Genomic DNA, 26,725 nt, shown 5'->3' on the forward strand with positions numbered 1-26,725 from the left:
CGGTATTTACAGCCAGCACTCTAAGGTCTAACGACTCGCGTCGTGAGAAGCGGTTCGGTGCGATACCGATCGATGCACCCCACATCGGCTGGTCGGAGTTCGTTACTCCTGGGCCGTCAGCAGGCCCTCTCGCGGCCACCAGAACGGGGGCCACTTGATACCGCGAGCGGGGTCGCCCTCCTCGACGGAGATGTCCCACTCGTCGGTGGTGACCCACGACTGCTCGAACTTCGAGACCAGCGACAGCATCGGCAGGTCGTAGTTGTTGTGCCAGGCGGCCTCCTGGACGATCGGCCGGGCGTCCTCGTTGGTCGGCTGCTGGCCGATCTGTTCGACCCGTTCGAGCGGGTTGAGCGTCATCTCGCCGTCGCCGCTCATGGCCGGGATGGTCTGCTCGGACTCGGTGTCGTAGTTGTGTCCGCCGTTGAGCGCGTCCAGCGCGAGCTGGTGGCGCAGCGGGAAGTACGGGAACGCCGACCGGGCCTGACCGGGCAGCCAGTAGAACGTCCCGACCTTGAAGTTGCTCTCGATGAACGCGCCCTGCCAGTCGCTGGTCGGTCGGCTAGCGACCGACATGTCGAAGCCGAACTCGTTGAGTCGGTCGACGACCGTCTCGGTCATGGTGGTGAAGTCGGTCCACCCGCCGGGCGTCAGGTACTCGGCGCTGACGGCGTTGCCGTCGGGGCTGGTCCACGTGCCGTTCTGCTTCGAGTAGCCGGCGTCTTCGAGGATCTGGGTCGCCTCCTCGGTGTTGGTCGAGTCGACGCCGTAGTCCTCGAAGTTGCTCTTGGTGTCACCGAGCCAGCCGTCGATGTCCTTCGGGGCGATCCCGCAGGGGACCGACGCCGGGAACTTCGTGCGCGGACCCGCGTTATCGACCAGTTCCTGGCGGTTGACGATGTGTGCGATCGCCTGTCGGACCGCACGGTCACCGAAGATGGGGTCCTCGTGGTTGAAGATCATCCCGTAGCCCCACTTGGCCGGGATGGTCTGGACCTCCATGACGTAGTCCTGGAAGGCGTTGACCGTCTGGGGCGCGGCGAACATGCTCCAGACGCTGTCGAAGCGCTTGCCGCCCGTGGTGAAGTCCTGCTGGGGGGCGCTCGCCTCCTGATAGGAGTCGAACCGGTAGGTCGAGAAGTTGACGTTGTCGATGCTGTGGAACTCCTCGTTGCGCTCGAAGTTCCACTGCTGCTGGTTCTTGTCGACGTACGCCCACGCGCCGCTCGTGATGACCTCGGTGTCGCTGTCCTCCCAGTTCCAGGTCTGGATCTCGGAGGCGTCGGCGTCGGTGAACTGCTCGAAGGCCGCCGCCGGCGTGTCGATCCACATGTTACCCAGCTGGTGTTTGACCATCACGGGGTTGGTCGGGCCCGTGAGGTTCAGCTGGAACGTGTAGTCGTCGACGACCTCGGTGCTGTCGACGTAGCCCCAGATGGCGCTGCCGATCTTCTCGAGGATCTGGAACTGCACGTCGATGTCCTCGGTCGTGACGTCGCTGCCGTCGGACCACGAGAGGTCCTCGCGGAACGTCAGCGTGACCGTCTCGCCGTCGAACTCCCAGTCGTCCAGCGCCGCGAGCTGGAACTCCTGGGTCTCGAAGGAGTACGCGGCGTAGCGGTCGAACGCCAGCCGCCGCGCGGGCTCCGAGGAGATCTGCGTGTTGTGCGTGTTGAGCGTCCGGTTGGTCGGGTCGGCCTGGAGACCGCTCGCGTGGACCTGGTCGACGACGTTCGTGCTACCGTCGCTGCCGTCGGACCCATCCGAGCCGTCCGAGCCGTCCGAACCGTCGGAGCCGTCAGAACCGTCCGATCCGTCGGAGCCGTCGGAGCCGGACCCGTCTGTCGGTGTCCCGTCCCCGCCACCACACCCTGCGAGTGCAGCGGCACCGGACGCTCCTGCGAGTGTCAGGAACTTCCGGCGGTCTACGACATCGCTGTACTCATTGGTACTGTCAGACATGCCTCTGGTTGGTATACGATAACAGGTAATAAAGCTTTTGGAAGGGGTCGGACCTGTTCGGTCGGTTTCAAACCAGCGGCCGACAGAGAACGCGCCACCTGACGCTCTAGAACCCCGATATCGAGCGGTTACCGTTCGCGGATTCGACCGCTCTCGATCCGGGCCGCCGCGGAGCTTCGCGGACGAACGATATCGGACCCGTTTCGGAGAACGGAACCGATTCGGCGTCGGCTCCGTACCGACCGGTCGTAACTGACATCGTCTATCATCCGAATTTTCCGTCGCGAAGCCCGACAGTCCGGTGCCGGACGGACCGGCCGACCCCCGAAACCGAGGAACGTGCGTTCAGAATAGCCGAACAAAATTCGATCGCGGGTAAAGAAGCTTTCGTCGGACACGCTCGCGCGCGGGCGCTGCCGAAAGGTGTACGCAGTCGCTCCGACGGGGGAGACCCCCGTAGGGACGTGGCAACCGGCGCGACCGTTCGTGGAAGGGTTTTTCACCCGGACCGACTAACCCTGTGCAAATGTCACCGGACAACGAGCGTGGCATCGGCCGTCGCGAGTTCGTCGCGGCGGCCGTCGCTATCGGTGGGTTGAGCGCGCTCTCTGCGTGTCAGGAACGGGAACGGGACCTGGTGGGGACGGCCTCCGACGCGACCGAGGGAACGGACGGGGGCGGGCGCCCCCGTACGGGAACGGACACGGAGTTCGACCTGTCGGTTCCGTCGGGCGAGCCCGACGCGCTGTCCAAGCGCCAGCACGCCTGGAACTACGCCGTCGTCCACGACGCCCACGGCAACACCGTCATCCCCCAGCAGCAGCTGATCCTCGGGCTCTCCTACGAGGGGTCGAGCCCGCCGACCGAGGCCGAGCGCGAACAGGTCGAGGGCGCCCTTCGCACCCTCGAAGAAGCCTTCCAGTGGGGCACCGGCGGGAACCCCTCGGCGTCGTTCACCCAGGGGCTGCTCTTCATGCTCGGCTACTCGGCCAGCTATTTCGAGCGGACCGGCGGCGTCCCCGAACAGCTGGTCCCCGCGGAGGACGTGCTCCGCGAGGTCGGCGAGGACCCCTCGAAGGCCGACGGCTTCGACGCCGTCCTGCTCATGAACAGCGACATCGGCTCGGTCGTCATGGCCGCCGAGGCCGCGCTGTTCGGCGAGATCGAGCAGGTCAACGGCGTCGGCGTGACCGACACCTTCGAGGGCGTCTTCTCGAAGGCCGACCGCCGGAGCGGCATGGTCGGCAAGGGCATCCCCGCCGACGTGCTGGACAACGACTCGATCCCCGAGTCGGCCCCGCTGTCGATGGGGTTCAAGTCCGGCTACCGCGACAGCCAGCCCTCCGAGGACGGGATCACCATCCGCGAGGGACCGTTCGCCGGCGGGACCACGATGGCCGTCTCGCGGCTCGGTATCGACCTCGACCGGTGGTACGACCAGCCCCACGAGGAGCGGGCCGCCGAGATGTTCTGCCCCGCCCACGGCACCGACGAGATCGGCGAGATCGGCGAGAAGCTCGGCGCCGAGAGCGGGATCACCGAGGAGAACGCCGAGAGCGTCGAGGAGTTCGCCGAGGAGTACGGCCGCGTCGGCCACACCCAGAAGGTCGCGCGCGCCCGCGACGACGAGTTCGTCCCCACGATCCTCCGGCGCTCGGAGGGGGTCGCGACGGACGCGGCCCAGGGGACGGAGTTCAACTTCACGGGCCTCCAGCGCCACGTCGACGACTTCGTCGAGACCCGCAAGGCGATGAACACCGACGAGTACGACGACGACATTCCCGCCGAGGACCACGGCATCGTCGACTACCTGGAGACCCACCACCGCGCGACGCTGCTCGTGCCGCCCCGCCCCCAGCGCGCACTCCCGACGGGGATCGACGCATGACAGGCCGGGACACGCGGCGGACCGCCGCGCTGGTCGCCGTCGCGCTGGCCCTCGTCGTCTCCGGCTGTTCCGTCGCCCCCGGAAGCCTCGACGACGGGGACGGCGAGGCGCCGAGCGCCGAGATCGGGTTCGTCGACGCGACCGACGAGGCCGGCCTCGCGTACAACGGGACCGGCACCGGCGCCGCCGGCAACGGCAACAACGGCGTCTTCGCCGCCGATATCGACAACGACGGCTGGGAGGACGTCCTCGCCGTCGGCGGCGAGCGCCCCGCCCTCTTTCGCAACACCGGCGGCGCCTTCGAGCGCACGGGCGAACTCTCCGGGCTCGACCGCGAGTTCAAGAGCGCCGCGTTCGTCGACTACGACGGCGACGGCTGGCGCGACCTGCTCCTGCTCGCCAAGGACGGCCCCGCGGTCGCCTTCCACAACGACGAGGGAAGCTTCGAGCGGACCGATATCGGCCTCGGCAACTTCACGCACCCGCTCGGCGCGGCCGCCGCCGACTACGACGGCGACGGCGACCGCGATCTCTTCGTCTACCAGTCGGGCGACTGGGGCGACGAGCGCCCGGCGGGCTACTTCTCGCCCAACAAGTCCATCGCCGACGACAACGGCAACCCCAACGTCCTCTTCGAGAACACCGGCGAGTCAGGCGCGGATCGGTTCGAGCGCGTCGACGGCGCGGGCATCACCGGCGACCGCTGGAGCCTCGCGGCCAGTTTCGTCGACCTGACCGGCGACGGCCGCCCCGACATCCACGTCGCCAACGACTACAACAACGACACCGTCTACCTGAACCGCGGTGACGGCACCTTCGAACAGATCCAGCTGGGCGGCGCCACCGCCCGCAACGGCATGGCCTCGGAGGTCAACGACGTGAACCGCGACGGCCGCCCCGACGTGTTCGTCACCAACATCGACATCCCGGCCTCCCGGGAGACGCTCTCGCCCGACCGCTACGAGCGGCTCAAGCGGTTCCTCCAGTACGTCATCCACTCCGGCCGGACGAAGGGCAACACCATGCTCGTCAACCAGGGGAACGGCGAGTTCGTCGACCGCGCCGGCGCCTACGGCGTCCGCGAGGGCGGCTGGGGCTGGGCCGCCAGCGTGACGGACCTCGACAACGACGGCGACCGGGACCTGCTGCACACCACCCAGACCGTCGTCGCGCTCAACCAGTCCGACCCCGTCTACACCCTGCCGATGGTCTGGGAGCGGAGCGGCGACAACTTCACCCGCCTCGACGCCTCCGAGCGCGGGTTCGCCGAACAGGACGGCCGCGGGATGGTCACCGTCGACTACGACCGCGACGGCGACCGCGACGTGATCATCGCCGACTACCACGGCCCCTACGCCGTCTACGAGAACACCGTCCGGTCGCCCGCCGGAGAGGAGCGGGGCGGGAACGCGACGGCGGCCGGTGAGTCGGCCCCCGCCGGCGCCGTCCAGTTCGAGATCGTCGACGGGAACGGGGCGGTCGCCGTCGGCGCCAACGCGACCGTCACCGTTGACGGCCGGGAGACGGCCGTCTGGCAGAACTCCCGCAGCGACTTCGTCTCGCAGGGCTCGCCGGTCACTCACGTCGGCCTCGGCGACGCCGAGGAGGCGACCGTCGACGTGACCTGGCCCGACGGCGCCGAGCGGACGGTCGACCTCGACGCCGACCGACGCTACCACGTCGGTCCTGACGGCGTCGAGGTGGTCGCCAACTTCTCCGCTGCGCCAGCGAACTGAACGGGGGAGTCGCTCAGACCCGTTCGCTGTGCATGATCACGTCGTCGCCGCGGCCCGGGCTCCAGACGATCCGGAGGGTCGACCCCTCGCTCGCCTGGACGACCGTGCTCTCGGACTCGGTCACCGGGTCGCTCCAGTCGGTCGCTCGGCGGTAGCTCTCGACTCGAACGGTGAGGTCGTCGGTCCGAACCGGGTCGCCGCCGGCGTGGGCGATCCGGACGGCTGTGTCGTTGACTCGCTCGACCGTCCAGTTCACCTCGGGCGCGTCGGTTCCCCCGCTCCCGCCCGCGATGTTGAGCCCCACCACGACCAGCCCCCCGACGACGGCCACCACGATGGCCGCCCCGACCAGATTCAGCATCGTGTCCCCGTCCATGCGCGTGACGTGGGGACCGAACGGTATGAGCGTGTGGGCCGATTCGAGTGTCGTGTTCTGTTTCGTGTGCTTGTTGAGTAGTTGTTTCTGTTGGTGGAATTGTGCAAAGAAGTAGAGAGACAGCGACCGCTACTGACAGCAAGCGATGAAAGCCCTCGCCGCGCTCGCGGTCGCTGAAGCGGGATATCCGCGCTCTCAGCACCGCCCGCGCGGATAGTGCCCGCTCAGGCGACTACACAAGCGCGAGCGCGCCTCGCCCTTTCAGTCCGCCAGGACCGCACCCGCCACGCGACAGCAACCGCAGACACCCTCACACCTCCCCAGCCTCTTGCGCTCCGCGCGCCTGCGGCGTGCGGTGCTCATCCCTCGCGCGACCGTTTCGAGCGGCCCGCCAAGAGGCGGGCACGCTCGACAGCGCACGCCAACCGCACGGCAACACCCAAATGCAACAGCCGTCACCTGTACTAACGGAGGCCCGCTCGAAGTAACCGTCGCGTTCCCGCTCGCTATCGCCACGACACAGACCGCCGGCAAGCAAGCGTTTTCAGGCACCCACACCGAGATCCGGTATGCGCTGGGTACTCAGGGGACTGATGGCCGTCGTCGGCGTGCTGACGCTGGCGGTGTACCTGGCCGGCGCCTACCTCGTCTACGAGCTGGCGCGGGCGGTCTGGGCGGTCCGGCCGCCGCTGTCGACGCTGGCGGTCTATCTGGCGGTCCTGACGGTCGTCCTCGCGTTCGTCAGCTACCGGGTCGGCACGGCCCAGATCCTCCGGAGTCTGCGGGTGTGGGAGCTTCCGGAAGCGCGGGCACCGACCCTCTACCGGCGACTCGCGGGGTTCAGCGACGCGATGGGCATCGAGCGACCGGACGTGCTGGTCGCGGAGATGGCCCGGCCGAACGCGCTGGCGCTGGGGGGCGGGTTCGGTCCGGGCCACGTCGTCGTCGACCGGCAGCTGTTCTCGATCCTGACCGTCGACGAGCTGTCGGCGATCCTCGCCCACGAGCTGGCCCACATCGAGCGCAAGGACAGCCTCGTCCAGACGTTCGGCTACAGCGTCTTGCAGACGCTGTCGGGGGTGGCAATCGTAGTGCTCGCGCCGGTGCTGGTCGTCGCGACGGGGCTGGCCCGCGGGGTGGCGTGGATCCGCGGGCGGCCGGAGGCGTGGACGCGGACGATCCCGGGCAAACTCCAGCGAGCGGTCGTCGGGTCGGTGTCGCTCGTCTTCTTCGCGCTGACGCTGGCGCTTCTGGCCCACTCCCGGCGGCGGGAGTTCGCGGCCGACGACCGCGCCGCGGCGGTGACCGGCGACCCGCTGGCGCTGGCGCGGGCCCTGCGGAAGATCGAACGCGCGAGCGACGGCCCGTGGTCGCTGCTCTCCCCGCTGTACGTCAACGGCGAGGAGGAGGGGCCGCTGACGCGGCTGCTGTCGACCCACCCCGCGACCGACGAGCGGGTCGAACGCCTCCGGGAGCAGGCCGAACGCGACCGGCGGATCCGAGTCGAGGGCGGCCGCCCGTGACCGGGTCCGTCGCGGCCACGCGGCCCGACTGCGGCGGCCGGGGCCGCGATCTCCGCGCGTGAACGGACGAGCCGCGTGTTCCGTATTCGAAAACCCTATACTCGCTTCGGGAGACGTTCTATCCAGCATGAGTGAATCTGACGAGGGGACCGTACGCATCGGTCTGAACGGCTTCGGCCGCATCGGGCGGAACGTCTTCCGCGCGTCGCTGGGGGACCCGCGCGTGGAGGTCGTCGGCATCAACGACGTGATGGACGACGACGACATGGAGTACCTCGCGCGCTACGACACGGTGATGGGGACGCTCGACGGCGTGACCCTCGACGAGGGCGTCATGACCGTCGACGGCACCGACTTCGGCGCCGCCGTCCACGAGGAGACCGACCCCGCCGAGCTCCCGTGGGACGAGCTGGACGTGGACGTGGCCTTCGAGGCGACCGGCATCTTCCGCAACTACGACGACGCGAGCAAACACCTTGACGCCGGGGCGGACAAGGTCGTCATCTCCGCGCCGCCGAAGGGCGAGAAGCCGGTCAAACAGATCGTCTACGGCGTCAACCACGACGAGTACGACGGCGAGGACGTGGTCTCGAACGCGTCCTGCACCACGAACTCCATCACCCCTGTCGCGAAGGTGCTCGACGAGCAGTTCGGCATCGAGGCCGGCCAGCTCACCACCGTCCACGCCTACACGGGCTCGCAGAACCTCGTCGACGGCCCCAAGTCGAAGACCCGCCGGGGCCGCGCCGCCGCCGAGAACATCGTCCCGACCTCCACCGGCGCCGCCCAGGCCGCAACCGAGGTCCTCCCCGAACTGGAGGGGAAACTCGACGGCATGGCCATCCGCGTGCCGGTCCCCAACGGCTCGATCACCGAGTTCGTCGTCGACTTGGACGAGGAGGTCGACGAGACCGACGTGAACGACGCCTTCCGCGAGGCCGCCGCGGGCGACCTCGAAGGCGTGCTCGGCGTCACCGACGACGAGGTCGTCTCGACGGACATCCAGGGCACCCCCTACTCCTCGCAGGTCGACCTGCAGTCGACCAACGTCGTGAACGGCATGACGAAGATCCTCACCTGGTACGACAACGAGTACGGCTTCTCCAACCGCATGCTCGACGTGGCCGAGTTCGTCACCGAGTACTGACTCCTGTCGACGCCCCAACCGTTTTTGCCGTTCGGACCCGATCTCCGGTAGCGATGTCCCTCCGAGCGAAACTCGGTCGGCGCCCCGGGGAGTGGAACAGCGCGGGGCGGCTCCAGTGGATAGTCCCCAGCGGCGGGGGACTCGGCGGCGTCGCCGGTGCCCTGCTCGCGCTCGCGGTCGTCCTCGCCGCCGCGCTCGACTGACCCCCGTCGACCGCGGCCGGCTCGCGGGCCCGACCGAACGAGGTTCGGAGACGTGTAACGATGTGACTCAATACCACACCTTATTCGGATGCGGTGTTTAGCTCGCGGAGTGCGATACCCGATCAGTCCCGACGAGTCGACCAGCGATACGGTGAGGCGAACGGTGGGGGAGTTCGAAGACCGTCCCGTGGCGTCGGTCACACCGCCGGGAGAAACGGCCGACACGGAGCCGGTCGACGGAGCCTCCGGAAACGAACCGAACGCGGCCCCGCATCCTCGATTCGCGCGCCCCGGTGGGGCCGTTTCGCTCGGGACCGACGATCCTGGGACGGCAGCCGACTCCGACGGTGGGGACTGAGGTGTCCTCGGATGCCAACGCGCGACGATTCGACGATCGCGAGATGCGCCGACTGCGGTCGAGTCTACGCCTCGTACTACTTCGACGGCACGCTGAACACCCCCGCCGGCGATAGCTGCCCGAACTGCGGGGGGCGGGAACTGGTCGACGTTCGAGACACCGAAACGTAACTCTCCGCCGCGCGCCCGCGACCCGCGAAGGGACCCCTCCGGACGGACGTGACCAGACCGCTTCGCGAGCGAACGGGCGGTTTTTTCTCGCCGCCGGGCGACGGATCGAACGAGACCATGGCCTCGTTCAAGACGCTCGACGACCTCGAAGACGGACAGCGCGTGCTCGTGCGCCTCGACCTGAACTCCCCGGTCGAAGACGGCGAGGTGCAGGACAACCGCCGCTTCGACCGCCACGCCGAGACGGTGCGCGAACTCGCCGAGCGCGACTGCGGCGTCGTCTGCATGGCTCACCAGGGCCGGCCCGGTCGGGACACGTTCGTCTCGCTCGAACAGCACGCCGACATCCTGGGGCGACACGTCGGGAAGCCGGTCGAGTTCGTCCCCGACACGTTCGGCGACCGGGCGATCTCGGCGATCGACGACCTGGCGGGCGGGGAGATCCTCCTGCTGGAGAACACGCGGATGTGCGACGAGGAACTGCCCGAGGAGGAGCCGACGGTCAAGGCCGAGACGGAATTCGTGAAGGCGCTGGCGCCGGAGTTCGACGCCTACGTCAACGACGCCTACTCGGCGGCCCACCGCAGCCACGCCTCGCTCGTCGGGTTCCCGCTGGCGCTGCCCGCCTACGCCGGTCGGGTGATGGAGACCGAGTACGAGGCCAACACGGCCATCGCCGAGCGGGCGTTCGACGGGCCGGTGACGATGGTCGTCGGCGGGACGAAGGCCTCCGACGTGATCGACGTGATGACCGCGCTGGAGGACAAGGTCGACACGTTCCTCCTCGGTGGCATCGCGGGCGAGCTGTTCCTGCGCGCGATGGACGTGCCCGTCGGCCGGGACATCGAGGGGATGGATCTGTTCGACGACCAGTGGGCGGAAAACGAGACGACGATCCGGAGCCTGCTCGACGACTACGGCGACCAGATCCGGCTGGCGCTGGACCTGGCCTTCGAGGACGACGAGGGCGAGCGCGACGAAATCGAGGTGCTCGACGTCGAGGAGAAAGACCGGGCGTTCCTCGACGTGGGGTCGAACACGGTCTCGGAGTACGCCGCCATCGTCGAGGACTCGGAGGCGGTGTTCGTCAAGGGGGCGCTCGGGCTGTTCGAGGACGAGCGGTTCGCCGACGGGACCGTCGGCGTCCTCGAAGCCATCGCCGAGACGGACTGTTTCTCCGTCGTCGGCGGCGGCGACACCTCCCGAGCCATCGAGATGTACGGGATGAGCGAGGACGACTTCGGGCACGTCTCGATCGCCGGCGGCGCGTACATCCGCGCGCTGACGGGCGAGCGGCTGGTCGGCGTCGAAGCCCTGCGCGGATAGGAGAGCGGCGTCAGGCGCGGCGACACCAGGCGTGTCGCGCGCTCCAGTCGTCGGCGGGCGGGTCCGCGCGGACGACCCGCCCGTCGGATCCCCCTCCGTCTTCCGGTGGCGTGCCACCCTGTTCACCCTCCCAGGTGAGCCGTGCGTGCCGCCGCGTCCAGTCTCCGCCGGTGTCTCCCATGTGTTCCGCTTGGCCCGAACCGGTAAATTTCTTTCTCCGATCCGTGAAATAAAATAACTCGACGGCGAGTTAATCTCTCGACAGCAAGTTCGAACGGGCGATCCCGTCCGTGATCAGGACGGCGGGGCGTCCCACTCGTCGGCGGAGTCGCGGGGGTCGTAGCCGATCACGTCGCGGGCGTGGTCGATGTCGAACCACCGATCGTCGTTGTCGCTGACGCCGTAGAACACGTCGAACTCGACGGAGTCGTCGGCGAGACAGCGCTCGACCAGCTGGGCGATGTCCCGGCGCGACTGCCACATGCAGCGCATCCGGGCTACCTGCTCGTCGTAGGCCGGCGAGTCGCGCTCGAACCGCCCCTGATCGACGCCGCGCTGAGCGTCGCCGTATGGGTGGTCGTACTCGGGGTCTCTGACCGCGCAGATCCGCAGGGCGTACACCGACAGGTCGCTCGTCTCGGCGGCGAGTCGACCCAGCCCCTCGCCGTAGACCTTCTCGACGCCGTACATCGAGTCCGGCCGGGGCTGGACCGTGTGGTCGACCTCGAAGTCCGACCCGTAGTAGATGTCGGGCTCGTTCGTCACCTCGTACATCCCGACGGCGTGGTTCGAGGAGGCGTAGACGAAGGTGTCCAGATCCGCGTCGACGGCGGCCTCGTAGGCGGTGGCGTGGAGTCGCAGGTTCGCCAGGTGCTCCTCGCTCCACGCCATCGTCCGGTCGGTCGGGCCGCCCTCGTCCATGTGGACCCGCGCGAGGTGGACGACCGCGTCCGCCTCGGTGACCGCTTCGCGCACGACTGCCTCGTCGGTCGCGTCCGCGACGACCGACTCCACGTCGTCGTCGGGGTGTTCGACCACGTCGAGACTGGTGAACTCGTAGTCCTCGCGGTCGCCGAGGTGGTCGGTGATCGCCGTGCCGATCGTGCCCGCGCCGCCCGTGATGAGTACGTCCATGGCGACGGTTCGACTGGGACGCTCTTGAACCCGCGCCTCCCGGAACCCGGCGCCGAGGGACACGTTGATGACGCGACCGGGCCAACTCCGCCCATGCGACTCGGTATCGTCTCCGACACGCACGACGACCTGGACGCGGTGGAAACGGCCGTCGAGACCTTCGAACGCGAGGACTGCGACGTCGTCGTCCACTGCGGCGACATCGTGGCGCCGTTCTCGGCGACCCCCTTTTCCTCGTCGTTCGACTTTCACGCCGTCCGGGGCAACAACGACGGCGAGTGGGCGCTGGCCGAGACGGTCGGCGACTTCGGCACCTACCACGGCGAGACGGCCGAACTGACTTTCGACGGCCGGGAGTTCGTCGTCTACCACGGCACGAGCGGCGCCGTCGTCGACGCCCTGGTCGAGTGCGGCCGCTACGACTACGTCCTGCACGGCCACACCCACCAGTTCGTCCACGAGACCTACGAGGACACCGTCCGGATCAACCCCGGCGGCGTCCCCTTCGAGGGCGCGCCCGGCCCACACTACGCCGTCGTCCTCGATACGGGGTCCGACGCGGTCGTCGATACGGGGGACGACAAGGTCGAACGGTTCACGCTGTCGGAGGGGACCGAGTAGGGCGGGTGGCGATCGGAGGGGACCGAGTAGAGAATCGAGGTGAGAGCGGCGGAGTCAGTCGTCGTCACGGCCGCCGTCGGCGACGGCGGGGGAGCGGGCGGTGGGGTCGCGCAGGGCCCCGCCGATCCGGCCGTCGAGGCCGAGGGCGTCCTCGGTGAGGGTCGTGCTCTCCTCGCGGTCGGCGGTGTCGGCGACGGCGCGGACGGCGTCGACGTTCTCCGGGACCACGTCGGCCTCCTGGTGGATGGCCTGGAACAGGTACAGGTCGCGGCCCTCGACGGTGATCGAGTCGCCCCAGATGCAGTTCTCCCAGCAGTCGCCGCGGGGGCGCCCGGCGTCCTGGGCGAACTCCTTGAGCTTGCCGGCGCCGTCGATGTCGAGCTCCGGCGGGAGGACGAACAGGCGCGACTCCGCGTCGAGCAGCTCGCGGACCGACTCGGCGTCGGCCTCGCTCTCCAGCGTCACGTTGACCGAGTGGGTGTGCATCAGCGTCGCGGGCACCTTCATCCCCATGGTGTCCACGTCCAGGTCGGGGAAGACCGTGTTCAGGTCGGGCCCGTGGTGGGAGGGGATCTCGACGGGGTCCGGCAGCGTGTCGTTGATCGGCCCACGGTTCGTCTGGCCGGGGTCGCCCCCGCGGCGGACGAGCGTGACGCGGGCCTTCTCGATCCCGTACGCCTCGGCGATGGGGGCGAACAGCCGCGAGAGCCCGGTCGTGTTGCAGGAGACGACGCGGGCGGTGTCGGCGCCGCGGGCGGCCTCGTAGCTGGCGCGGGCGTTGAAGCTCACCTCGGCCACGTCGGCGTCCTCGCCGCCTTGGAAGATCGCGGGCGTGTCGTGTTCGCGGTACAGTTCGGCGTTCTCGGCGCCGATCCCGGCGGGCGTGGCGTCGACCACCACGTCGCTTTCGGCGACGAGTTCGTCGACGGTGCCGGACAGGTCGAAGCCGGCCTCCTCGAACGCCGCGGTCCGCTCGCCGTCGACCGCGTAGAGGGGGTAGCCGCGTTCGAGCGCGACCTTCGCCTCGAAGTTCGGGCTGGTCTTGGCGACGCCGGCGACCGCCATGTCCGGCTGAGCGCGTATCGCGTCCGCGACGCGCTTCCCGATCGTCCCGTATCCGTTGACGCCGACCTGGATCATACCTCCTCGTTCTCCGGCGACAGGCATAATTCTTTTCACGATGTTTTTCGAGAAATTAACTCGGAATCGAAAAAGGAATCCGGCGTGAGCGGCGCTGACGTAGTGATTGTCAGGGAGTACCACGGAACTCGTCGACGGGCGAGATCAGTCGCCGGCGGAGGCGTTGGCGGCCGTCTCGGGCGGGACGCGCGAGGGGTCGTCGGTGGGCGTCTGCGGGGTGGTCGGGGCCTCGGGGACCCACTCGGGGCGGTCGACGGTCGTCTCGCCGACGCGGTCGTAGGTGTAGCGCCACTCGACGGCGATCCGCTCGTCGATATTGCGCAGGTCGAACTCGTAGTGGATCGCCCGGACGTAGCCCTCGGGGGCGACCCACAGCGTCGCCGAGAAGTCGTGGACCGCGTAGGCGCTGTAGGTCTCGGGGATCTGCGGCGGGACGTTGCCCGAGACGATCCGTGCGTACGGGCGTCCGTCTCTGGTCACCACGTCGACCGAGTCGTACCCCTCGTTCAGGAACGTGAGAATCTCGAACGAGGCGGTCTCCGCGTAGCGCTGGCCGACGGGGTCGATGAACCCCGGAGACGCGGGCGCGACGCCGGTCCCGTTCGGTCCCTCGACGCGTCGGTAGGCGCCGTCGCGGTCGCCGTAGGTGACCATCGTGTTCGTGCCGCCGTCCGCGTTGCGGACCAGGAAGGTCCCGTCGGCCCCGACGGCGATCCGCCGGTCGTACTCCCGGGTGATCGTCCCCGACCCGCCGGCCGTCCGCCGGTCCCACTCCAGCGTGTACGAGTGTTCCGAGAGGTACGCGATGTGCGCGGCGTGTAGCTGGCTGACGTTGATCTCCCCGTCGGCGGAGATCGCCGGGAACGCCCCCAGCCGCTCCCGGGGCGTCTCCGGCGCCGGCGTGTCGGTCGGCCCCAGGTCCGGCACCGGCGCGGGCGTGACCGTCTCCGCCGGCGTCGGCCCGCTCCCGCCGGCGAAGACGCTACAGCCGGCGAGGACGACCAGCAGCGCGACGGCGGCCAGCGCTCGACCGGAGCCGGTCGGTTCCGGCTCGGAGGACCGACCCATCTATCGCTCCCCTCCGTCGGCGGGCGTCGCGGTCCGCGCCGAGGCGTCGGTCGTCGCGGTCGGCGGCTGGTCGGTCGGCGTCGCCACCGCAGCGGTCGTCGTCGCGGCCGTCGTCGGTCGCACCGTCGCCGTGCCGCGGTCGGCCGGGTCGGTGACCCAGCCGGGCCTTGGCACCTCGGTGTCGCCGACGGCGCGGTACTCCGACCGCAGCGACACCGCGACGCGGTCGTCGCGGAGCCGGTACTCGTACTCGACGGCGACCGTCCGGACGAGCCCTTCCGGGGTCACGTAGGCGGTCGCGGCGTAGTCGCGGATCGTCTGTTTGGCGTGGCCCTCCGTCAGGGTCCGCGGCGGACTGGTGACGTGGACGCGGTAGTAGGTCCGGCCCTCGCGCTCGACCGTCGAGACGGTCGAGGCGTTGACCGAGAAGTAGCGGACGACGGTCTGGCCCGTCCGCAGGTGGTGTCGGTAGTCCGGCTCCCCGTCGCCGACGCGGTATCCGGACCCGTTCGAGCGCGCACCGCGCACGTATCGCCCCGTGTCGTCGGCGTAGACGGTGTCACCCGCCGCCCCGGTCATCCGCCGGGTGAGGCGATACGACCCGTCGCTCGCGGCTCGCAGTCGCCGTTCGGCGACGTCGACGGTGGCGTTCGACGCCGTCTCCCCGCCGACCGGGGCCGACCGGTCGACGCTGCGCCGGTAGTCGAGACGCCAGGTGAACGAGCGGTCGCCGAGCGCCGCGAAGTGCGCCCGCACCAGCGCGCCGGGCGAGACGGCCCCGTCGGCCGCGATGCCCGGCGGCGGCGACAGCGTCTCGGTGGGCGCGTCCGTCGGGACCGCCAGCGGCGTCACCGTCTCGGTCGGCGTCGGTCCCGCGTCACCGGGAGACAGGGCGCTGCAGCCGGCCAGCGCCACCGCGAGCGCCGCGACCAGCGCGAGCCGTCGGTCCATTGGCGGACGTTAGGACGAGGTACACATAAGCGGCGCGGCGAGGTGCGTGCCCGCCGGGCAGTCGCGCCGCGAGCGACGCCCTCCGACCGAGTCCTCGGGCGGTCCCGAAAGGGCCAAGACGGCGGGGACGAATCGGCCACTGTGCGCATCGAGAACAGTTTCATCCCGGTCGACGGCGTGGGCGAGAAGACCGAGCGGTCGCTGTGGGAGTCGGGGGTCACCCACTGGGACGCGTTCGACCCGTCGGCCGTCGGCGCCCGGCAGGCCGAGAACATCGAGTCGTTCGTCGCCACGGCCGCCGAGCGCCTCGACGACGGCGACGCCGCCTTCTTCCGCGAGCGGTTCCCCTCGGGCAGCCACTGGCGGTGTTACGAGAACTTCCGCGAGGAGACCTGCTTCCTCGACATCGAGACGACGGGCCTCGACCAGCAACGGCACGACGTGACGGTCGTCGGGCTCCACACCCCCGGCGAGACGACGGCGCTGGTCGCGGATCGGGACCTGACCGCCGAGCGCCTCCAGACCCACCTCGACGACGCGAAACTGCTCGTGACGTTCAACGGGAAGCGCTTCGACGTGCCGTTCCTCGAATCGGCGTTCGACGTGGACGTCGAGGTCCCCCACGTCGACCTGATGTACCCCTGCCGGCGGCTGGGACTGACGGGCGGGCTGAAACGCATCGAGCGGGAGACAGGCATCGAGCGCGACCGGCCGGACCTGTCGGGCGAGGACGCCGTCCGGCTCTGGCGGGAGTACGAGCGGGGCGACGACTCGTCGCTGGAGACGCTGGTGTCGTACAACCGCGACGACACGGAGAACCTCCGGCTGCTGGCCGACCGCGTCACCGACCGCCTCGACAGCGACGTGTTCGTCGCGCGGGAGTGATGCGGGCCGTCGCGTCGGAGCGGGCGGCGTGAACGCGGTTTTCGCGTCGGCCCGAGCGCGGTCGCCCGGGACGGAGCCGCGGAGAGCCAACCGGCTCGCAAGCGGGATCTAAAGAAACTTAACGGTCCCTTACACACGGATAGGACATGGACGGCCCCTCCAAACGACTCGCTCGCGCGCTGTTCGCCGCCGTGCTGGTCCTCGCGGCGGGAGCGGTAGCGAGCAGCTACGCGACGGCGGAGCCGAACGTCGCGCGGACGCACGGGTCGCTCGCCGACGCGGGCGAGTCGGCCCCCGGCGCGACCGGCGTCGCGGGCCCCGAAGCGTCGCCGCCCGGGGTCTCCGGCGTCCCGGGCGACGCCCGGCTCACCGACTCCGGCGGCTCGCCGGACGGCGCGGCCAGTGACGCGGACGGCCCGGTCCTCGTCGACCCCGCCGAGCACGACCACGACGAGCTGACCGTCGTCGGCACCCAGGGGTTCTACGCCTCCGACGAGCAGGCCGAGCTGGTCGCGTTCGACCGCTCGGGCGACGTGGCCTACTACGAGGACGACTACCGCGTGTACTTCGACGTCGACCCGGTCGAAGGCCGGCCGTACACCGTCGAGTACCTCGCCGCCGAACACCGCGACGGCGAGGCGTGTGCGAACGTCAGCACCGACCGGTGTACGTACAACGTCTTCGAGCGCGTGAACATGACCACCGGCGAGACCCGGACGGTCTACGGCGAACTCACCCCGAAGATCTACTCCGGCCGCTGGCACGACGTGGACCGCATCAACGAGAGCCATATCGCCGTCGCGGACATCCTCCGCGACAGCGTCCGCGTGGTGAACGTGACGACCGACGAGACGGTGTACGAGTGGAACGCCTCCTCGTACTTCCCCGACGACGTGGGCGGCGCCGCGGGCGACTGGACCCACATCAACGACGTGGAGGTGCTCGACGACGGCCGGTTCATGGTCAGCGTCCGCAACATGGACCGGGTCGTGTTCGTCGAGCCCGGCGAGGGCGTCGACGCGGACTGGACGCTCGGCGAGGAGGACAACTACGACATCCTCTACGAGCAGCACAACCCCGACTACATCCCGGCCGAGCGCGGCGGCCCCGCCATCACCGTCGCCGACTCGGAGAACAGCCGCGTGCTGGAGTACCAGCGCGTCGACCCCGAGACGGGCGAGGCGACGACGGCCGACGACGGCGAGTGGCGCCGGTCGTGGGGCTGGCGCGACAGCCGCCTCCAGTGGCCCCGCGACGCCGACCGGCTGCCGAACGGGAACACGCTCGTCGTCGACACGCACGGCGACCGCATCGCCGAGATCGCCCCAGACGGGAGCGTGAACTGGAGCCACACCGTCGGCATGCCCTACGACGTCGAGCGGCTCGGGACCGGCGACGAGAGCGCGGGCGGGGCGAGCATGCGGTCGATCCGGGACGAGCGCGGCACGACCGCCGGCGGGTCGGGTTCGCGCTCGGGCGTCGGCGTCCCCCTGTTCCAGCCGGCCAACCCCGATATCGGGTCCGACACCGTACCGCCGGCCGGCCAGATCACCCACCCCGCCCGCGGCCCCGCCGAGACCGTCTGGGTCGCGCTCAAGGAGCAGACCCCGAGCCTCCTCGTCAACGGCGCGCTGTACGCCGCCCCCTCCTGGGTCCGGTTCACCGACCTGGTCTTCGGCGGGCTCGCCGTCCTGACCGCGCTCGCCTGGACCGGGACCGAACTGTACTGGTCGCGATACGCCCCCCTCGCGTCCCTCCGGAACCGACTGCGCCGCGCTCGCGGTTCCTGACGACGCCCTCCGTTCTCACCGACGTACACCGACCGGCCAGCCGTCCGTGCCGTCCCGTGCGACCGGTCGTATCCGTATCACAGAATACTACGTGATCTGCCCGTTCAGATGAAGTACGAGTTCTTCGCACTTTTCGAAACTGATGTTCCGATATTCGAAACGCCGGTTCAAGTGCGTATCATCACGCTGTACCGCGATTTTCGGAGATCGGGCGCTTCGGTGCGGCCGTCGACAGGTCGTCAATCTGTGATAGTCGAAACGCCGATATCTCGCCCGTGTGTACCTCTCTCGTGTCGTTTTCCGGGATCCGACCCCTATCAGCGTATCGACCTCTCCGGGGCCACCGTTATACCAGGAAAGATATACAACTTCAGAAGCCTACGATACCAAATATTCACTACGGTTCGAGTAAACATCTGCGGGTGCGTGACAGGACCGGTCGCGCTCGGTCCCTGGGCGGACGGTGACGGGACGGGGTGGGACGTGCGGCGACAGGGAGCTCAGTAGCGGAGGGCGGCGGCTGAGCGGGCGGCGGCTGAGCGGACGGCGGCTGAGCGGACGGCGGCAGGGAGAGAAGTCGCAGAACGGGGGGACTCAGACTTCGGTGACGCGCTGGTAGGAGTCGTCCAGCGCCTGGGCGTCCTCTTCGAGGAGGGCGACGACGACGTACTCGGCGTACTCGGAGACGTAGTCGACGAGGCGGGCGATGCGGTCGGAGTCGATGGCCTCGATGGAGTCCAGCAGGAGGAACGGACAGGTCTCGTACACGTCGTGGGTGAGATAGCCGGCGAGCGCGAAGATGAGTCCCGTCACCTCGCGCTCGGACTCGCTGAGGTGGTCGATGGAGTCCTCGTAGGTCGTGCCGTCGTCGGTGCTCCGGACGACGTGGAGGTCGAAGACGGACTTCTCGACGCGGCGGCGGCCCTCCTTGACGCGCTCCTGCTTGCGCTCGATCCAGATCCGTTCGAGGTTCTCGTAGCCGAGCATCTCCAGCACCGACTCCATGTGCTCGTTGAACTGGTCGACGGCCTCGGTCTCGATGCGGTCGATCCGGGTGCGCAGATCCTCGATCCGGTCCTGAAGCTCCTCGCGTTCGGCCTGCAGGTCCTCGCGTCGGTCGAGCTCCGACTCGATGCGCTCGATCTCCTCGGAGACGTCCTCCAGGTCGTCCTGCCGGCGGCTGATCTCGAACTCCAGTTCGTTGGCCTCGCGGTGCAGGTCCAGCAGGTCGCTCTGGGTCTCGTCCTGGAGGTCGTTGACCTCGTCTTCGAGGTCGTCGATGCGCTCCTCCAGGCGGTCCCGCTCGGCCTCCAGGTCCTCGACGCGCTCGCGGCGCTGGTCGAGTTCGGACTCGGCGCGCCGGCGGCGGTCGTCCAGCTGCGAGCGCTGGCGTTGTTGCTCCTGATAGGTCGCCTTCTCGGTCTTCAGGTCGTCTATCTCCGACTGCAGGTCCTGTCGCTCGGAGAGCTTCGACTGGCGCAGGTCGCGGATGCGGTCGAGCGTCGTCTCCACGTCCGACTGGTCGACCTCGCTCCCGCAGGTCCAGCAGACGACCTGGTCGTCGACGAGGCGCTCGGTCAGCTCCTCGGCGTCGTCCTCGCCGCGGAGCGCGGCGACCACGTCGGAGCTCGTCCCCTCCAGCATCTCCTCGTTGAACTGGATCACCTTCTGCAGCTCGTTGACCGTCGAGTCGAGCGTCTGGCGCTGGTCGCGCAGTCGCCCGATGCGGTCCTCGACCTCGCTCACGTCGCCCGACACCTCCTCGGGGAGTTCGGCGAGCTCCGTCTCGACCTCCTCGATCTCCGACTCCAGGGCGTCGATGCTCTCGCGCTCGCTGTCGAGGTTGTAGCGCACGTCCTCCAGGTCCGAGCGCGCCTCGCGGAACGACTCCAGCGCGTCCTCGAGCTCGGCCTTCTGGTCGCGGGTCGTCCCCACGTCCTGGTCGGCGTCGTCGATCTGCTCTTTCTTCTCGGCGAGCTCCTCGCGCTTGTCCTCGATCTCCCGTTCGAGCTCCTGGCGGCGCTCCTCCAGGTCCGGCAGGGAACTACGCAGCGACTTGAGGTCGTCGAGCCGCTGTTCGAGCTCGTCGCGCTCGCCCTGCAACTGGTCGATCTCGGACTCGATGGCGGCCGTGTCCACCGGCCGCATGATGAGCTCGCGCAGGTTCTCGGTGCGTTCGACGGCCCGCCGGGCCTCGTTGGACTCCAGCAGGAAGACGAAGAGATCGGCGATCTCCGACTCCTCCAGGTAGGGGTCGCCGTTCGTGACGACGGTCCCGTTCTGGCGGGTGAGCGTCCGCGTGTACGTCTCCTCGCCGACGGTCAACTCGACGCGGCCCTCGTCGGCGTCACCTTTGAGCGAGACGTTGTCGCTCCCGAGGCCCGCCATGATGGCCTGCAGCAGCGACGTGCGATTCGTCGCGTTGCGACCCGTGAGGATCGTCACGCCCGCGGAAAACGACACGTCGGTCGCGTCGATCCCCCCGACGTTCTCGACGGCGACGTCTACTGACTTCGTCTTACTATCGGTCGCTCCCATGTGTACCGGTGGCCGTCAGCGGCGCATAAAAGTATTGCATCGTCGCTCACGCTCGGGTCCCTCGCCCGTCGAGACCACGCGGTCCCGGTGCCGTCGCGGGGGAATTACACACATACGAGTGTAATGCTACTCGTCGACACGGCAGCGACAGCCGCCCCGTTCGATGAGGTCGATCGGGTCCTCCTGGCGGCCGCACTCCTGGCAGACGACCTGTACGTCGGCGATCACGTCGACGGGACCGATGTCCAGCCGCTCGGTCGACCGGAGGTTCTCGACGTTGCGCCGGGTGACCGCGTTCAGTCGGCTGGTGAGTCGCTGGATGGTCTCGACGGACTTCTCGCGCTGGTCGCCGTCGTCGCCGCCCTCGTACTCCGCGTTCCGGTAGTCCCGCAGGTAGGTGTGGACGGCGTAGTGGCTCACGAAGTCGTTCTGGAGGTCGTCGACGTCGATCCCCTCGCGTTCGAGGCGGTTGCGAGCCTGGGTGCGAGCGCCCTCGGTCACGTCGTCACCGGTGAGCAGGTCGTAGATGTTCTCCAGCTCTCCTTGCAGCGTCACGACGCCCGCCTCGTCCATGGCGCTCTCCAGTACCCGCCGGTTGAAGAAGTCCGCGAGGTCGCGCAGGCTCTGTCGTTCTCGCCCCTCCCCCGTCCACCGTCGCTCCAGTTCCCGGCCCAGATCCCCCAGATCGTACTCGCGGACGACCCGCTCTACCTTGTTGTCCGGGCGCTCGTCCTGTCGATTCGTCATGCACACCCGCTACCACGGACTCGCTGATAGGTCTTCCGTTCGTCGTACCCCACCGACCGCGGCCCGGTCGGCCGGACCCGGACCCCTCCGACAGGCCGGGTAGAGACCCTATCCCATCCAAAAGTATCTATCACATACATACACGTATTTTTATGTTTTTGAAGGATACGTTTCCCCGTCCCGTTTGGGCGTTGTAGGGTTGAAGGGGCACAAGTCCCAGTAATTCGCGGAAATACGCGGATCGGTCGAGTCGTCGCGGCCAATGCGAAGTCGTTCATAGATCGGCGCAGACAGCCACCAAATAGGCCATTTCCACGCATCTCCGTATCGAACGCCGATAGCGCGAAGTATGACAGTATTATGTCCCCCACACTCTCGTAAAATATATCTTATATTTCGTATGGGCGGCCGCGACGGCTCCGACTCAGGCGGTCGCGGGGTCGGGCCGGAGGCGGGCGAGTCGCATGGCGTTGCCGGTGACGGCGGTGGTCATGCCCACGTCGCCGGCCAGGACGACGAACCAGAGGGGGACGGCGACGAACGGGAGCGGGATGGCGACGGCCAGCGCGGCCTTGACGAGGAGGCTCCCCCAGACGTTCTGGCGGATGATCCCGTTGCCGGTGCGGGCGAGCCGGTGGAGATACGGGACCTTCGAGAGGTCGTCGCCCATCAACGCCACGTCGGCGGTCTCCAGCGCGGTGTCGGTGCCCGCGGCGCCCATCGCGATCCCGACGGTGGCCGTCGCCAGCGCGGGCGCGTCGTTGATCCCGTCGCCGACCATCGCGACCGTGTCGTACGCCTCGCGGAGCGCCTCGACCCGGTCGACCTTCTCGTCGGGGAGGAGGTCGGCGTGGAACTCGTCGACGCCCACCTGCTCGGCGACCGCGCGGGCGGTCCGCTCGTTGTCGCCGGTGAGCATCACGAGGTGGGCGACGCCCTGCTCGCGCAGGCGCTCGACCGTCCGGCGGGCCTCCGGGCGCACCTCGTCGGCGATGGCGACCACGCCCTCGATCTCCTCGTCGGTTCCGACGAGCACGACCGTCTTGCCCGCCGACTGGAGCCGCGGGACCGTCTCCCAGAGGTCCACGCAGTCGTCGCGGTCCGGGCAGGGCCGCTTGGCGCGCTCGACCGCAACGCCTCCGTCCGTGACCGGGTCGGAGTCGCCGCTCAGGTGGACGTGGTCCAGGTCGAACCCCAACTCCTCGAACAGGCCGGGTTTGCCGGCGTAGTGGGTGCGCCCGTCGAGGTCCGCGCGGACGCCCTTGCCGGTGATGCTCTCGAAGTCGGTCACCTCGCGGTCGTTCACCCCGCGCTCGTCGGCGTGGACGACGATGGCGTCGCCGATGGGGTGTTCGCTCCGGCGCTCGATGGCACGGGCGCACTGCAGCACGTCCGCCTCGTCGTTGCCGTTCAACCCCATCACGTCGGTCACCGACAGCTCGCCGGTCGTGAGCGTCCCGGTCTTGTCGAAGGCGACGGCGTCCACCTCGCCCATCGCTTCGAGGTGGTCGCCGCCCTTGATCAGGACGCCGTTTTTCGCCGCGCTGGTGACGCCCGAGACCACCGTCACCGGCGTCGAGATGACGAACGCGCAGGGGCAGGCGATGACCAGCAGGGAGATGCCGCGGACGAACCACGTCGCCCACCCGCCGCCGAAGACCAGCGGGGCGACGAACGTGGCCAGCAGCGCCGCGACGACCACCGCGGGCGTGTAGTAGTCGGCGAAGCGCTCGACGAACTGCTCGCGGTCGGTCTTGTTCGCCTGGGCGTCCTCGACGAGTTCGACGATGCGGTCGATGGTCGTGTCGCCCGCCTCGGCGGTCGTCTCCACCGCGAGAAAGCCCTGCTCGTTGATCGTCCCGGCGAACACCTCGTCGCCGACCGCCTTGTCGACGGGGACGCTCTCGCCGGTGATCGGCGCCTGGTTGACCGCGCTCGATCCTTCGGTGACCGTCCCGTCCATCGGGATCTTCTCGCCCGGCTCCACGAGGACCGTCTCGCCGACGGCCACGTCCTCGACGGGCACCTCGACGCGCTCGGGCTCGCCGTCGGGGCCGCTCGCCCGCCGGACCGTGGCGATGTCGGGCGAGAGCGTCAGCAGCTCCTCCAGGGAGTTGCGTGCGCGGTCGACCGAGTAGCGTTCCAGCAGCTCGGCGACGTTGAAGAGGAAGGCGAGCGACGCCGCCTCGACGTAGAAGTGCAGGTCGGGGACCGCCAGCGAGATGCCGGTCGCGCTCAGGATGGCGACCGACATCAGGAAGTCGATGTCGAGGCTGAGATTCCTCGCCGAGTAGTAGCCGTTGCGGACGATCACCCCGCCGCCCGCCAGCACCGCCAGCAGGTACAGCGCGTCCGCGACGACCAGCTCCCGGCCCGCGACCGCGACGAGCGAGCCGTTCAGCCCACCGAACCCGAACTGGACGAGCAGGCCCAGCCCGAGGGCGAGACCGCTGAGCGCGGTCTTCTTCGCGCGGGCGCTCCGGAAGACGCTCTCGGCGCCGGCCGCGGCCTCGGCTTCGTCACCGCCGGCACTCCCGCTGCCGTCGTCGCCGACCGGGTAGCCGGCGCTCTCGACCGCGGCGACCAGGTCGGCTCGGCTCGTCTGCTCGGCGTCGTAGGTGATCTTCGCGGTCCCCGTCGTCGGCCGCAGGTCCGTCGCGACGACGCCCTCGCGGTCGGACAGCGCCGCGTCGACCTTGCTCGCACAGGACGAGCAGTCCATCTCCGGCACCGAGAACCGCACCTCCGTCCCCTCGGCGGCGCCGCTCGCCGCCCCGGCCGCGGTGTCGCAGCCGTCGGACCCGCAGCACGCCTCCCCCGCATCGGCAGCGTCGTGGTCGCCCCCGTCGGGGCGGTCCGGGTCGTCGTTCGTCATTACTCGACGCTAGCTCGCCCGGATATATTAACCCCGCTGCTACGATACGGGGGTGTATTAATTCTGATTGTTAATATTTCTGCACTCGATTAACAACCGACTATCGGTCCGGGTCGGTCTGTTCGTCGTCGGGGCCCCAGAGGTCGGTGTCGTCGGGATCGGTCGCGCCCAGGTCCATCGGTCGGATCCAGACGAACCACGCGGCGAGGACGACGCTGCCGTAGCCGATCGGCCAGACGAGGCTGCCGAGGCCCTCGAAGCCCGCCGACTCGACGAGGCCGGCGACCTGGCCGGTCAGCGCGACCCCGACGAGCAGTGCGAGCGCGAGCGCGATGTCTTCGCGGTCCATTACTCGTGAGTCGGGCCGCGCCGAAGGTAAGCGGATCGGTCCGGTCGGGCGTCGGTCGCCCCGTCCGATGCGGCGGCCGTCGGCGGTTCGCGGCGCCGGTCATCCAAAACGACTTACTCGCCGCCGCCGTGGCTCCGGGCATGACTGCCGCACGCGAGGTCGAGCTGGAGGGCCACATCATCGACTCGGGGATGATGCAGGCCAGTTTCGGGATCATCATGGACATGGGCGGCTCCTTCGAGGTCGAGGAGTTCGCCATCGGTCGCGAGAAGACCGAGGAGTCCTACGCCCGCCTGCTCGTCGAGGCGCCCGACGAGGAGACCCTGCAGTCCATCGTCCACGAGCTCCATCAAAATGGCGCCAACCCTTCCGACCCGAAGGACGCGACGCTCCAGCGCGCCCCGAAGGACCGGGTCGTCCCGTACGGCTTCTACTCCACCACGAACCACCCAACCGAGGTCCGCATCGACGGCGAGTGGATCGAAGTCGAGGACATCGAGATGGACTGCGCCGTGATCGTCGAGGGCCACGAGGGGGACGACGGCAGCCCGCGCGCCTACACGAAAGTCCTCAGCGGCGTCGAGGAGGGCGACGCCGTCGTCACCGGCGAGACGGGCATCCGCGTCAGCCCGCCCGAGCGCCCCCGGGATCGGGAGGGCGCCTTCGGGTTCATGCAGGGCGGCGTCTCCTCGGAACGCCCCTCCGAGTCGACCATCCGGCAGGTCGGCGAGGCCATCGAGGAGACCAAGCGCGAGGGCGGCGACGTGCTCGCGGTCTGTGGCCCCGCGCTCATCCACTCGGGCGCCCGCGAGGACCTCGCTCGCCTCGTCCGCGAGGGGTTCGTCGACATGCTGTCGATCGGCAACGGCTTCGCCGTCCACGACCTCGAACGCGACCTGTACGGCACCTCCCTGGGCATGGACACCGAGAGCCTCGACCACCCGCGCAAGGGCCACAAACACCATATCTACACCATCTCGGAGATCATCCGCGAGGGCGGCATCGAGGAAGCGGTCGAGAGCGGCACCGTCGAATCCGGCGTCATGTACGAGTGCGTCGAGAACGACGTGCCCTTCGTCATCGCCGGCTCCATCCGCGACGACGGCCCCCTGCCCGACACCATCACTGACTCGATGGAGGCCCAGAACGCCATCCGCGAGCAGGCCCACGAGGCCGACCTGGTCCTGATGCTCTCGACGCTACTGCACTCGGTGGCGGTCGGGAACTGCCTGCCGTCGACGACCCGCACCGTCTGCATCGACATCAACCCCGCGACCGTCACGCAGCTGCTCGACCGCGGCAGCGACCAGGCCGTCGGGATGGTCACCGACATCGGCACCTTCGTCCCGATCCTGGCGGACCACCTGCTGGACGAGGGGTAGGTTACTAGACGAGGGGGAGTCGAGCGCCGATTTCGGTAGCGTTCGGACTCCTCTATATAGCCGTCATAGCGGTTTTTAACAGCCGGGCGACGCCCGATCCGGACGATGCCCTCCCTGAATCGCCGGTCGTTTCTCGCGAGTTCGACGGCGGCGCTGGTCGCCACCGCGGGCTGTAGCGCGGCCGAGTCGTCCCCGCAACTCGCTCACTGGGTGACAGTGTACCTGGGCGACCGCGACGAGGCCCACGAGGTGTCGGTCACGGTCACCGACGAGGCGGGCGAAACCGTCTTCGAGAAGGAGTACAGTCTCTCTGACGACAACGAGGCCGACGAGGACGCGCCGTTCCCCGACTCGGCCGAGCCCGACACCGTCGTCGTGACCGTCGGCGGGGCCCGGTTCGAGCGCGACTGGCCGGGATTCGAGCAGCCCCAGCTCCCCTGCGACGGGGAGAACCGCTCGGGAATCGAGGTCTGGATAGAGAGCGACGAGAGCGGGTCCCCCTCCGTTCGGATCGAAGCGGACTGTCAGTACGTCACGATGGAGTAGGCCCCGTCGC

23 protein-coding genes are annotated in these 26,725 nt (G+C 69.0%); 12 read left to right on the plus strand and 11 right to left on the minus strand.

Annotated elements, in window-relative coordinates:
• Positions 1–102: 102 nt before the first annotated feature.
• A complete protein-coding gene (locus HZS54_RS25085) occupies positions 103–1,962 on the minus strand; it encodes an ABC transporter substrate-binding protein (RefSeq protein WP_246391732.1) in 1,860 nt (619 codons plus the stop codon).
• A gap of 526 nt (positions 1,963–2,488) precedes the next feature.
• Here HZS54_RS25085 and HZS54_RS25090 point away from each other — a divergent pair.
• Together HZS54_RS25090 and HZS54_RS25095 are read left to right on the plus strand one after the other, a co-directional pair.
• A complete protein-coding gene (locus HZS54_RS25090; RefSeq protein WP_179919794.1) occupies positions 2,489–3,850 on the plus strand; it encodes a DUF7405 family protein in 1,362 nt (453 codons plus the stop codon).
• Positions 3,847–5,586 carry a CRTAC1 family protein gene (locus HZS54_RS25095; protein WP_179919795.1) on the plus strand — a complete coding sequence of 580 codons (1,740 nt, stop codon included), beginning with the start codon at positions 3,847–3,849 and terminating at the stop codon, positions 5,584–5,586. Before HZS54_RS25090 ends, HZS54_RS25095 begins: the two co-directional genes overlap by 4 nt.
• A 13-nt stretch (positions 5,587–5,599) precedes the next feature.
• Here the strand turns inward: HZS54_RS25095 and HZS54_RS25100 are convergent, their stop codons facing one another.
• Positions 5,600–5,962 carry a type IV pilin gene (locus HZS54_RS25100; protein WP_179919796.1) on the minus strand — a complete coding sequence of 121 codons (363 nt, stop codon included), beginning with the start codon at positions 5,960–5,962 and terminating at the stop codon, positions 5,600–5,602.
• A 569-nt stretch (positions 5,963–6,531) separates the two neighbouring features.
• On the opposite strand from HZS54_RS25100, the gene HZS54_RS25105 reads away from it, so the two are divergent.
• The 5 genes from HZS54_RS25105 to HZS54_RS25125 all read left to right on the plus strand — a co-directional run bounded on the left by HZS54_RS25105 (position 6,532) and on the right by HZS54_RS25125 (position 10,689).
• Positions 6,532–7,485, plus strand: a complete 954-nt coding sequence (locus tag HZS54_RS25105; RefSeq protein WP_179919797.1) for a M48 family metallopeptidase — start codon at positions 6,532–6,534, stop codon at positions 7,483–7,485.
• Between the two features lie 127 nt (positions 7,486–7,612).
• Positions 7,613–8,632: a type I glyceraldehyde-3-phosphate dehydrogenase gene (gene gap, locus HZS54_RS25110; protein WP_179919798.1), complete on the plus strand. Its 1,020-nt coding sequence runs from the start codon at positions 7,613–7,615 to the stop codon at positions 8,630–8,632.
• A gap of 53 nt (positions 8,633–8,685) precedes the next feature.
• Positions 8,686–8,835 (plus strand): hypothetical protein, encoded by a 150-nt coding sequence (locus HZS54_RS25115; protein ID WP_179919799.1) that lies wholly within the window; start codon positions 8,686–8,688, stop codon positions 8,833–8,835.
• 369 nt (positions 8,836–9,204) lie between these two features.
• Positions 9,205–9,363: a hypothetical protein gene (locus HZS54_RS25120; RefSeq protein ID WP_179919800.1), complete on the plus strand. Its 159-nt coding sequence runs from the start codon at positions 9,205–9,207 to the stop codon at positions 9,361–9,363.
• Between the two features lie 117 nt (positions 9,364–9,480).
• Positions 9,481–10,689 carry a phosphoglycerate kinase gene (locus HZS54_RS25125; protein ID WP_179919801.1) on the plus strand — a complete coding sequence of 403 codons (1,209 nt, stop codon included), beginning with the start codon at positions 9,481–9,483 and terminating at the stop codon, positions 10,687–10,689.
• Positions 10,690–10,699: 10 nt separating this feature from the next.
• Here the strand turns inward: HZS54_RS25125 and HZS54_RS25130 are convergent, their stop codons facing one another.
• Together HZS54_RS25130 and HZS54_RS25135 are read right to left on the minus strand one after the other, a co-directional pair.
• Entirely contained in the window at positions 10,700–10,870 is a 171-nt protein-coding gene (locus HZS54_RS25130) for a hypothetical protein (protein WP_179919802.1), read from the minus strand.
• 113 nt (positions 10,871–10,983) lie between these two features.
• Positions 10,984–11,823, minus strand: coding sequence for an NAD-dependent epimerase/dehydratase family protein (locus HZS54_RS25135; RefSeq protein ID WP_179919803.1), 840 nt, complete (start codon positions 11,821–11,823; stop codon positions 10,984–10,986).
• Between the two features lie 93 nt (positions 11,824–11,916).
• Between HZS54_RS25135 and HZS54_RS25140 the strand changes: the two genes are divergently transcribed.
• Positions 11,917–12,444, plus strand: a complete 528-nt coding sequence (locus HZS54_RS25140) for a metallophosphoesterase (protein ID WP_179919804.1) — start codon at positions 11,917–11,919, stop codon at positions 12,442–12,444.
• Positions 12,445–12,498: 54 nt separating this feature from the next.
• Here HZS54_RS25140 and HZS54_RS25145 read toward each other — a convergent pair whose 3' ends face one another.
• The 3 genes from HZS54_RS25145 to HZS54_RS25155 form a co-directional block, all read right to left on the minus strand.
• Positions 12,499–13,584: a type II glyceraldehyde-3-phosphate dehydrogenase gene (locus HZS54_RS25145; protein ID WP_179919805.1), complete on the minus strand. Its 1,086-nt coding sequence runs from the start codon at positions 13,582–13,584 to the stop codon at positions 12,499–12,501.
• Between the two features lie 144 nt (positions 13,585–13,728).
• A complete protein-coding gene (locus HZS54_RS25150; RefSeq protein WP_179919806.1) occupies positions 13,729–14,652 on the minus strand; it encodes a DUF7537 family lipoprotein in 924 nt (307 codons plus the stop codon).
• On the minus strand, positions 14,653–15,603 hold the full coding sequence (locus HZS54_RS25155; RefSeq protein WP_179919807.1) for a DUF7537 family lipoprotein: 951 nt from the start codon (positions 15,601–15,603) through the stop codon (positions 14,653–14,655).
• 141 nt (positions 15,604–15,744) lie between these two features.
• Here HZS54_RS25155 and HZS54_RS25160 point away from each other — a divergent pair, with 141 nt between their 5' ends.
• Together HZS54_RS25160 and HZS54_RS25165 are read left to right on the plus strand one after the other, a co-directional pair.
• Positions 15,745–16,488 (plus strand): ribonuclease H-like domain-containing protein, encoded by a 744-nt coding sequence (locus tag HZS54_RS25160; protein WP_179919808.1) that lies wholly within the window; start codon positions 15,745–15,747, stop codon positions 16,486–16,488.
• A gap of 146 nt (positions 16,489–16,634) precedes the next feature.
• Positions 16,635–18,278 carry an arylsulfotransferase family protein gene (locus HZS54_RS25165; RefSeq protein ID WP_179919809.1) on the plus strand — a complete coding sequence of 548 codons (1,644 nt, stop codon included), beginning with the start codon at positions 16,635–16,637 and terminating at the stop codon, positions 18,276–18,278.
• A gap of 594 nt (positions 18,279–18,872) precedes the next feature.
• On the opposite strand, the gene HZS54_RS25170 is transcribed toward HZS54_RS25165, so the two are convergent.
• From HZS54_RS25170 to HZS54_RS25185, 4 genes are all read right to left on the minus strand, one after another.
• Positions 18,873–20,816 (minus strand): archaea-specific SMC-related protein, encoded by a 1,944-nt coding sequence (locus HZS54_RS25170; protein WP_179919810.1) that lies wholly within the window; start codon positions 20,814–20,816, stop codon positions 18,873–18,875.
• Between the two features lie 126 nt (positions 20,817–20,942).
• Positions 20,943–21,563 carry a rod-determining factor RdfA gene (rdfA, locus tag HZS54_RS25175; RefSeq protein WP_179919811.1) on the minus strand — a complete coding sequence of 207 codons (621 nt, stop codon included), beginning with the start codon at positions 21,561–21,563 and terminating at the stop codon, positions 20,943–20,945.
• 424 nt (positions 21,564–21,987) lie between these two features.
• Entirely contained in the window at positions 21,988–24,438 is a 2,451-nt protein-coding gene (locus HZS54_RS25180) for a heavy metal translocating P-type ATPase (protein ID WP_179919812.1), read from the minus strand.
• A 100-nt stretch (positions 24,439–24,538) separates the two neighbouring features.
• Complete coding sequence (locus HZS54_RS25185; RefSeq protein ID WP_179919813.1) at positions 24,539–24,787, minus strand: DUF7996 family protein; 249 nt, start codon at positions 24,785–24,787, stop codon at positions 24,539–24,541.
• Positions 24,788–24,927: 140 nt separating this feature from the next.
• On the opposite strand from HZS54_RS25185, the gene HZS54_RS25190 reads away from it, so the two are divergent.
• Positions 24,928–26,169, plus strand: coding sequence for an ornithine cyclodeaminase, nickel-pincer nucleotide-dependent (locus tag HZS54_RS25190; RefSeq protein ID WP_179919814.1), 1,242 nt, complete (start codon positions 24,928–24,930; stop codon positions 26,167–26,169).
• Between the two features lie 105 nt (positions 26,170–26,274).
• Positions 26,275–26,715 (plus strand): twin-arginine translocation signal domain-containing protein, encoded by a 441-nt coding sequence (locus tag HZS54_RS25195; protein ID WP_179919815.1) that lies wholly within the window; start codon positions 26,275–26,277, stop codon positions 26,713–26,715.
• Positions 26,716–26,725: the final 10 nt, after the last annotated feature.

Source organism: Halosimplex pelagicum, from assembly GCF_013415905.1.
GTDB lineage: Archaea > Halobacteriota > Halobacteria > Halobacteriales > Haloarculaceae > Halosimplex > Halosimplex pelagicum.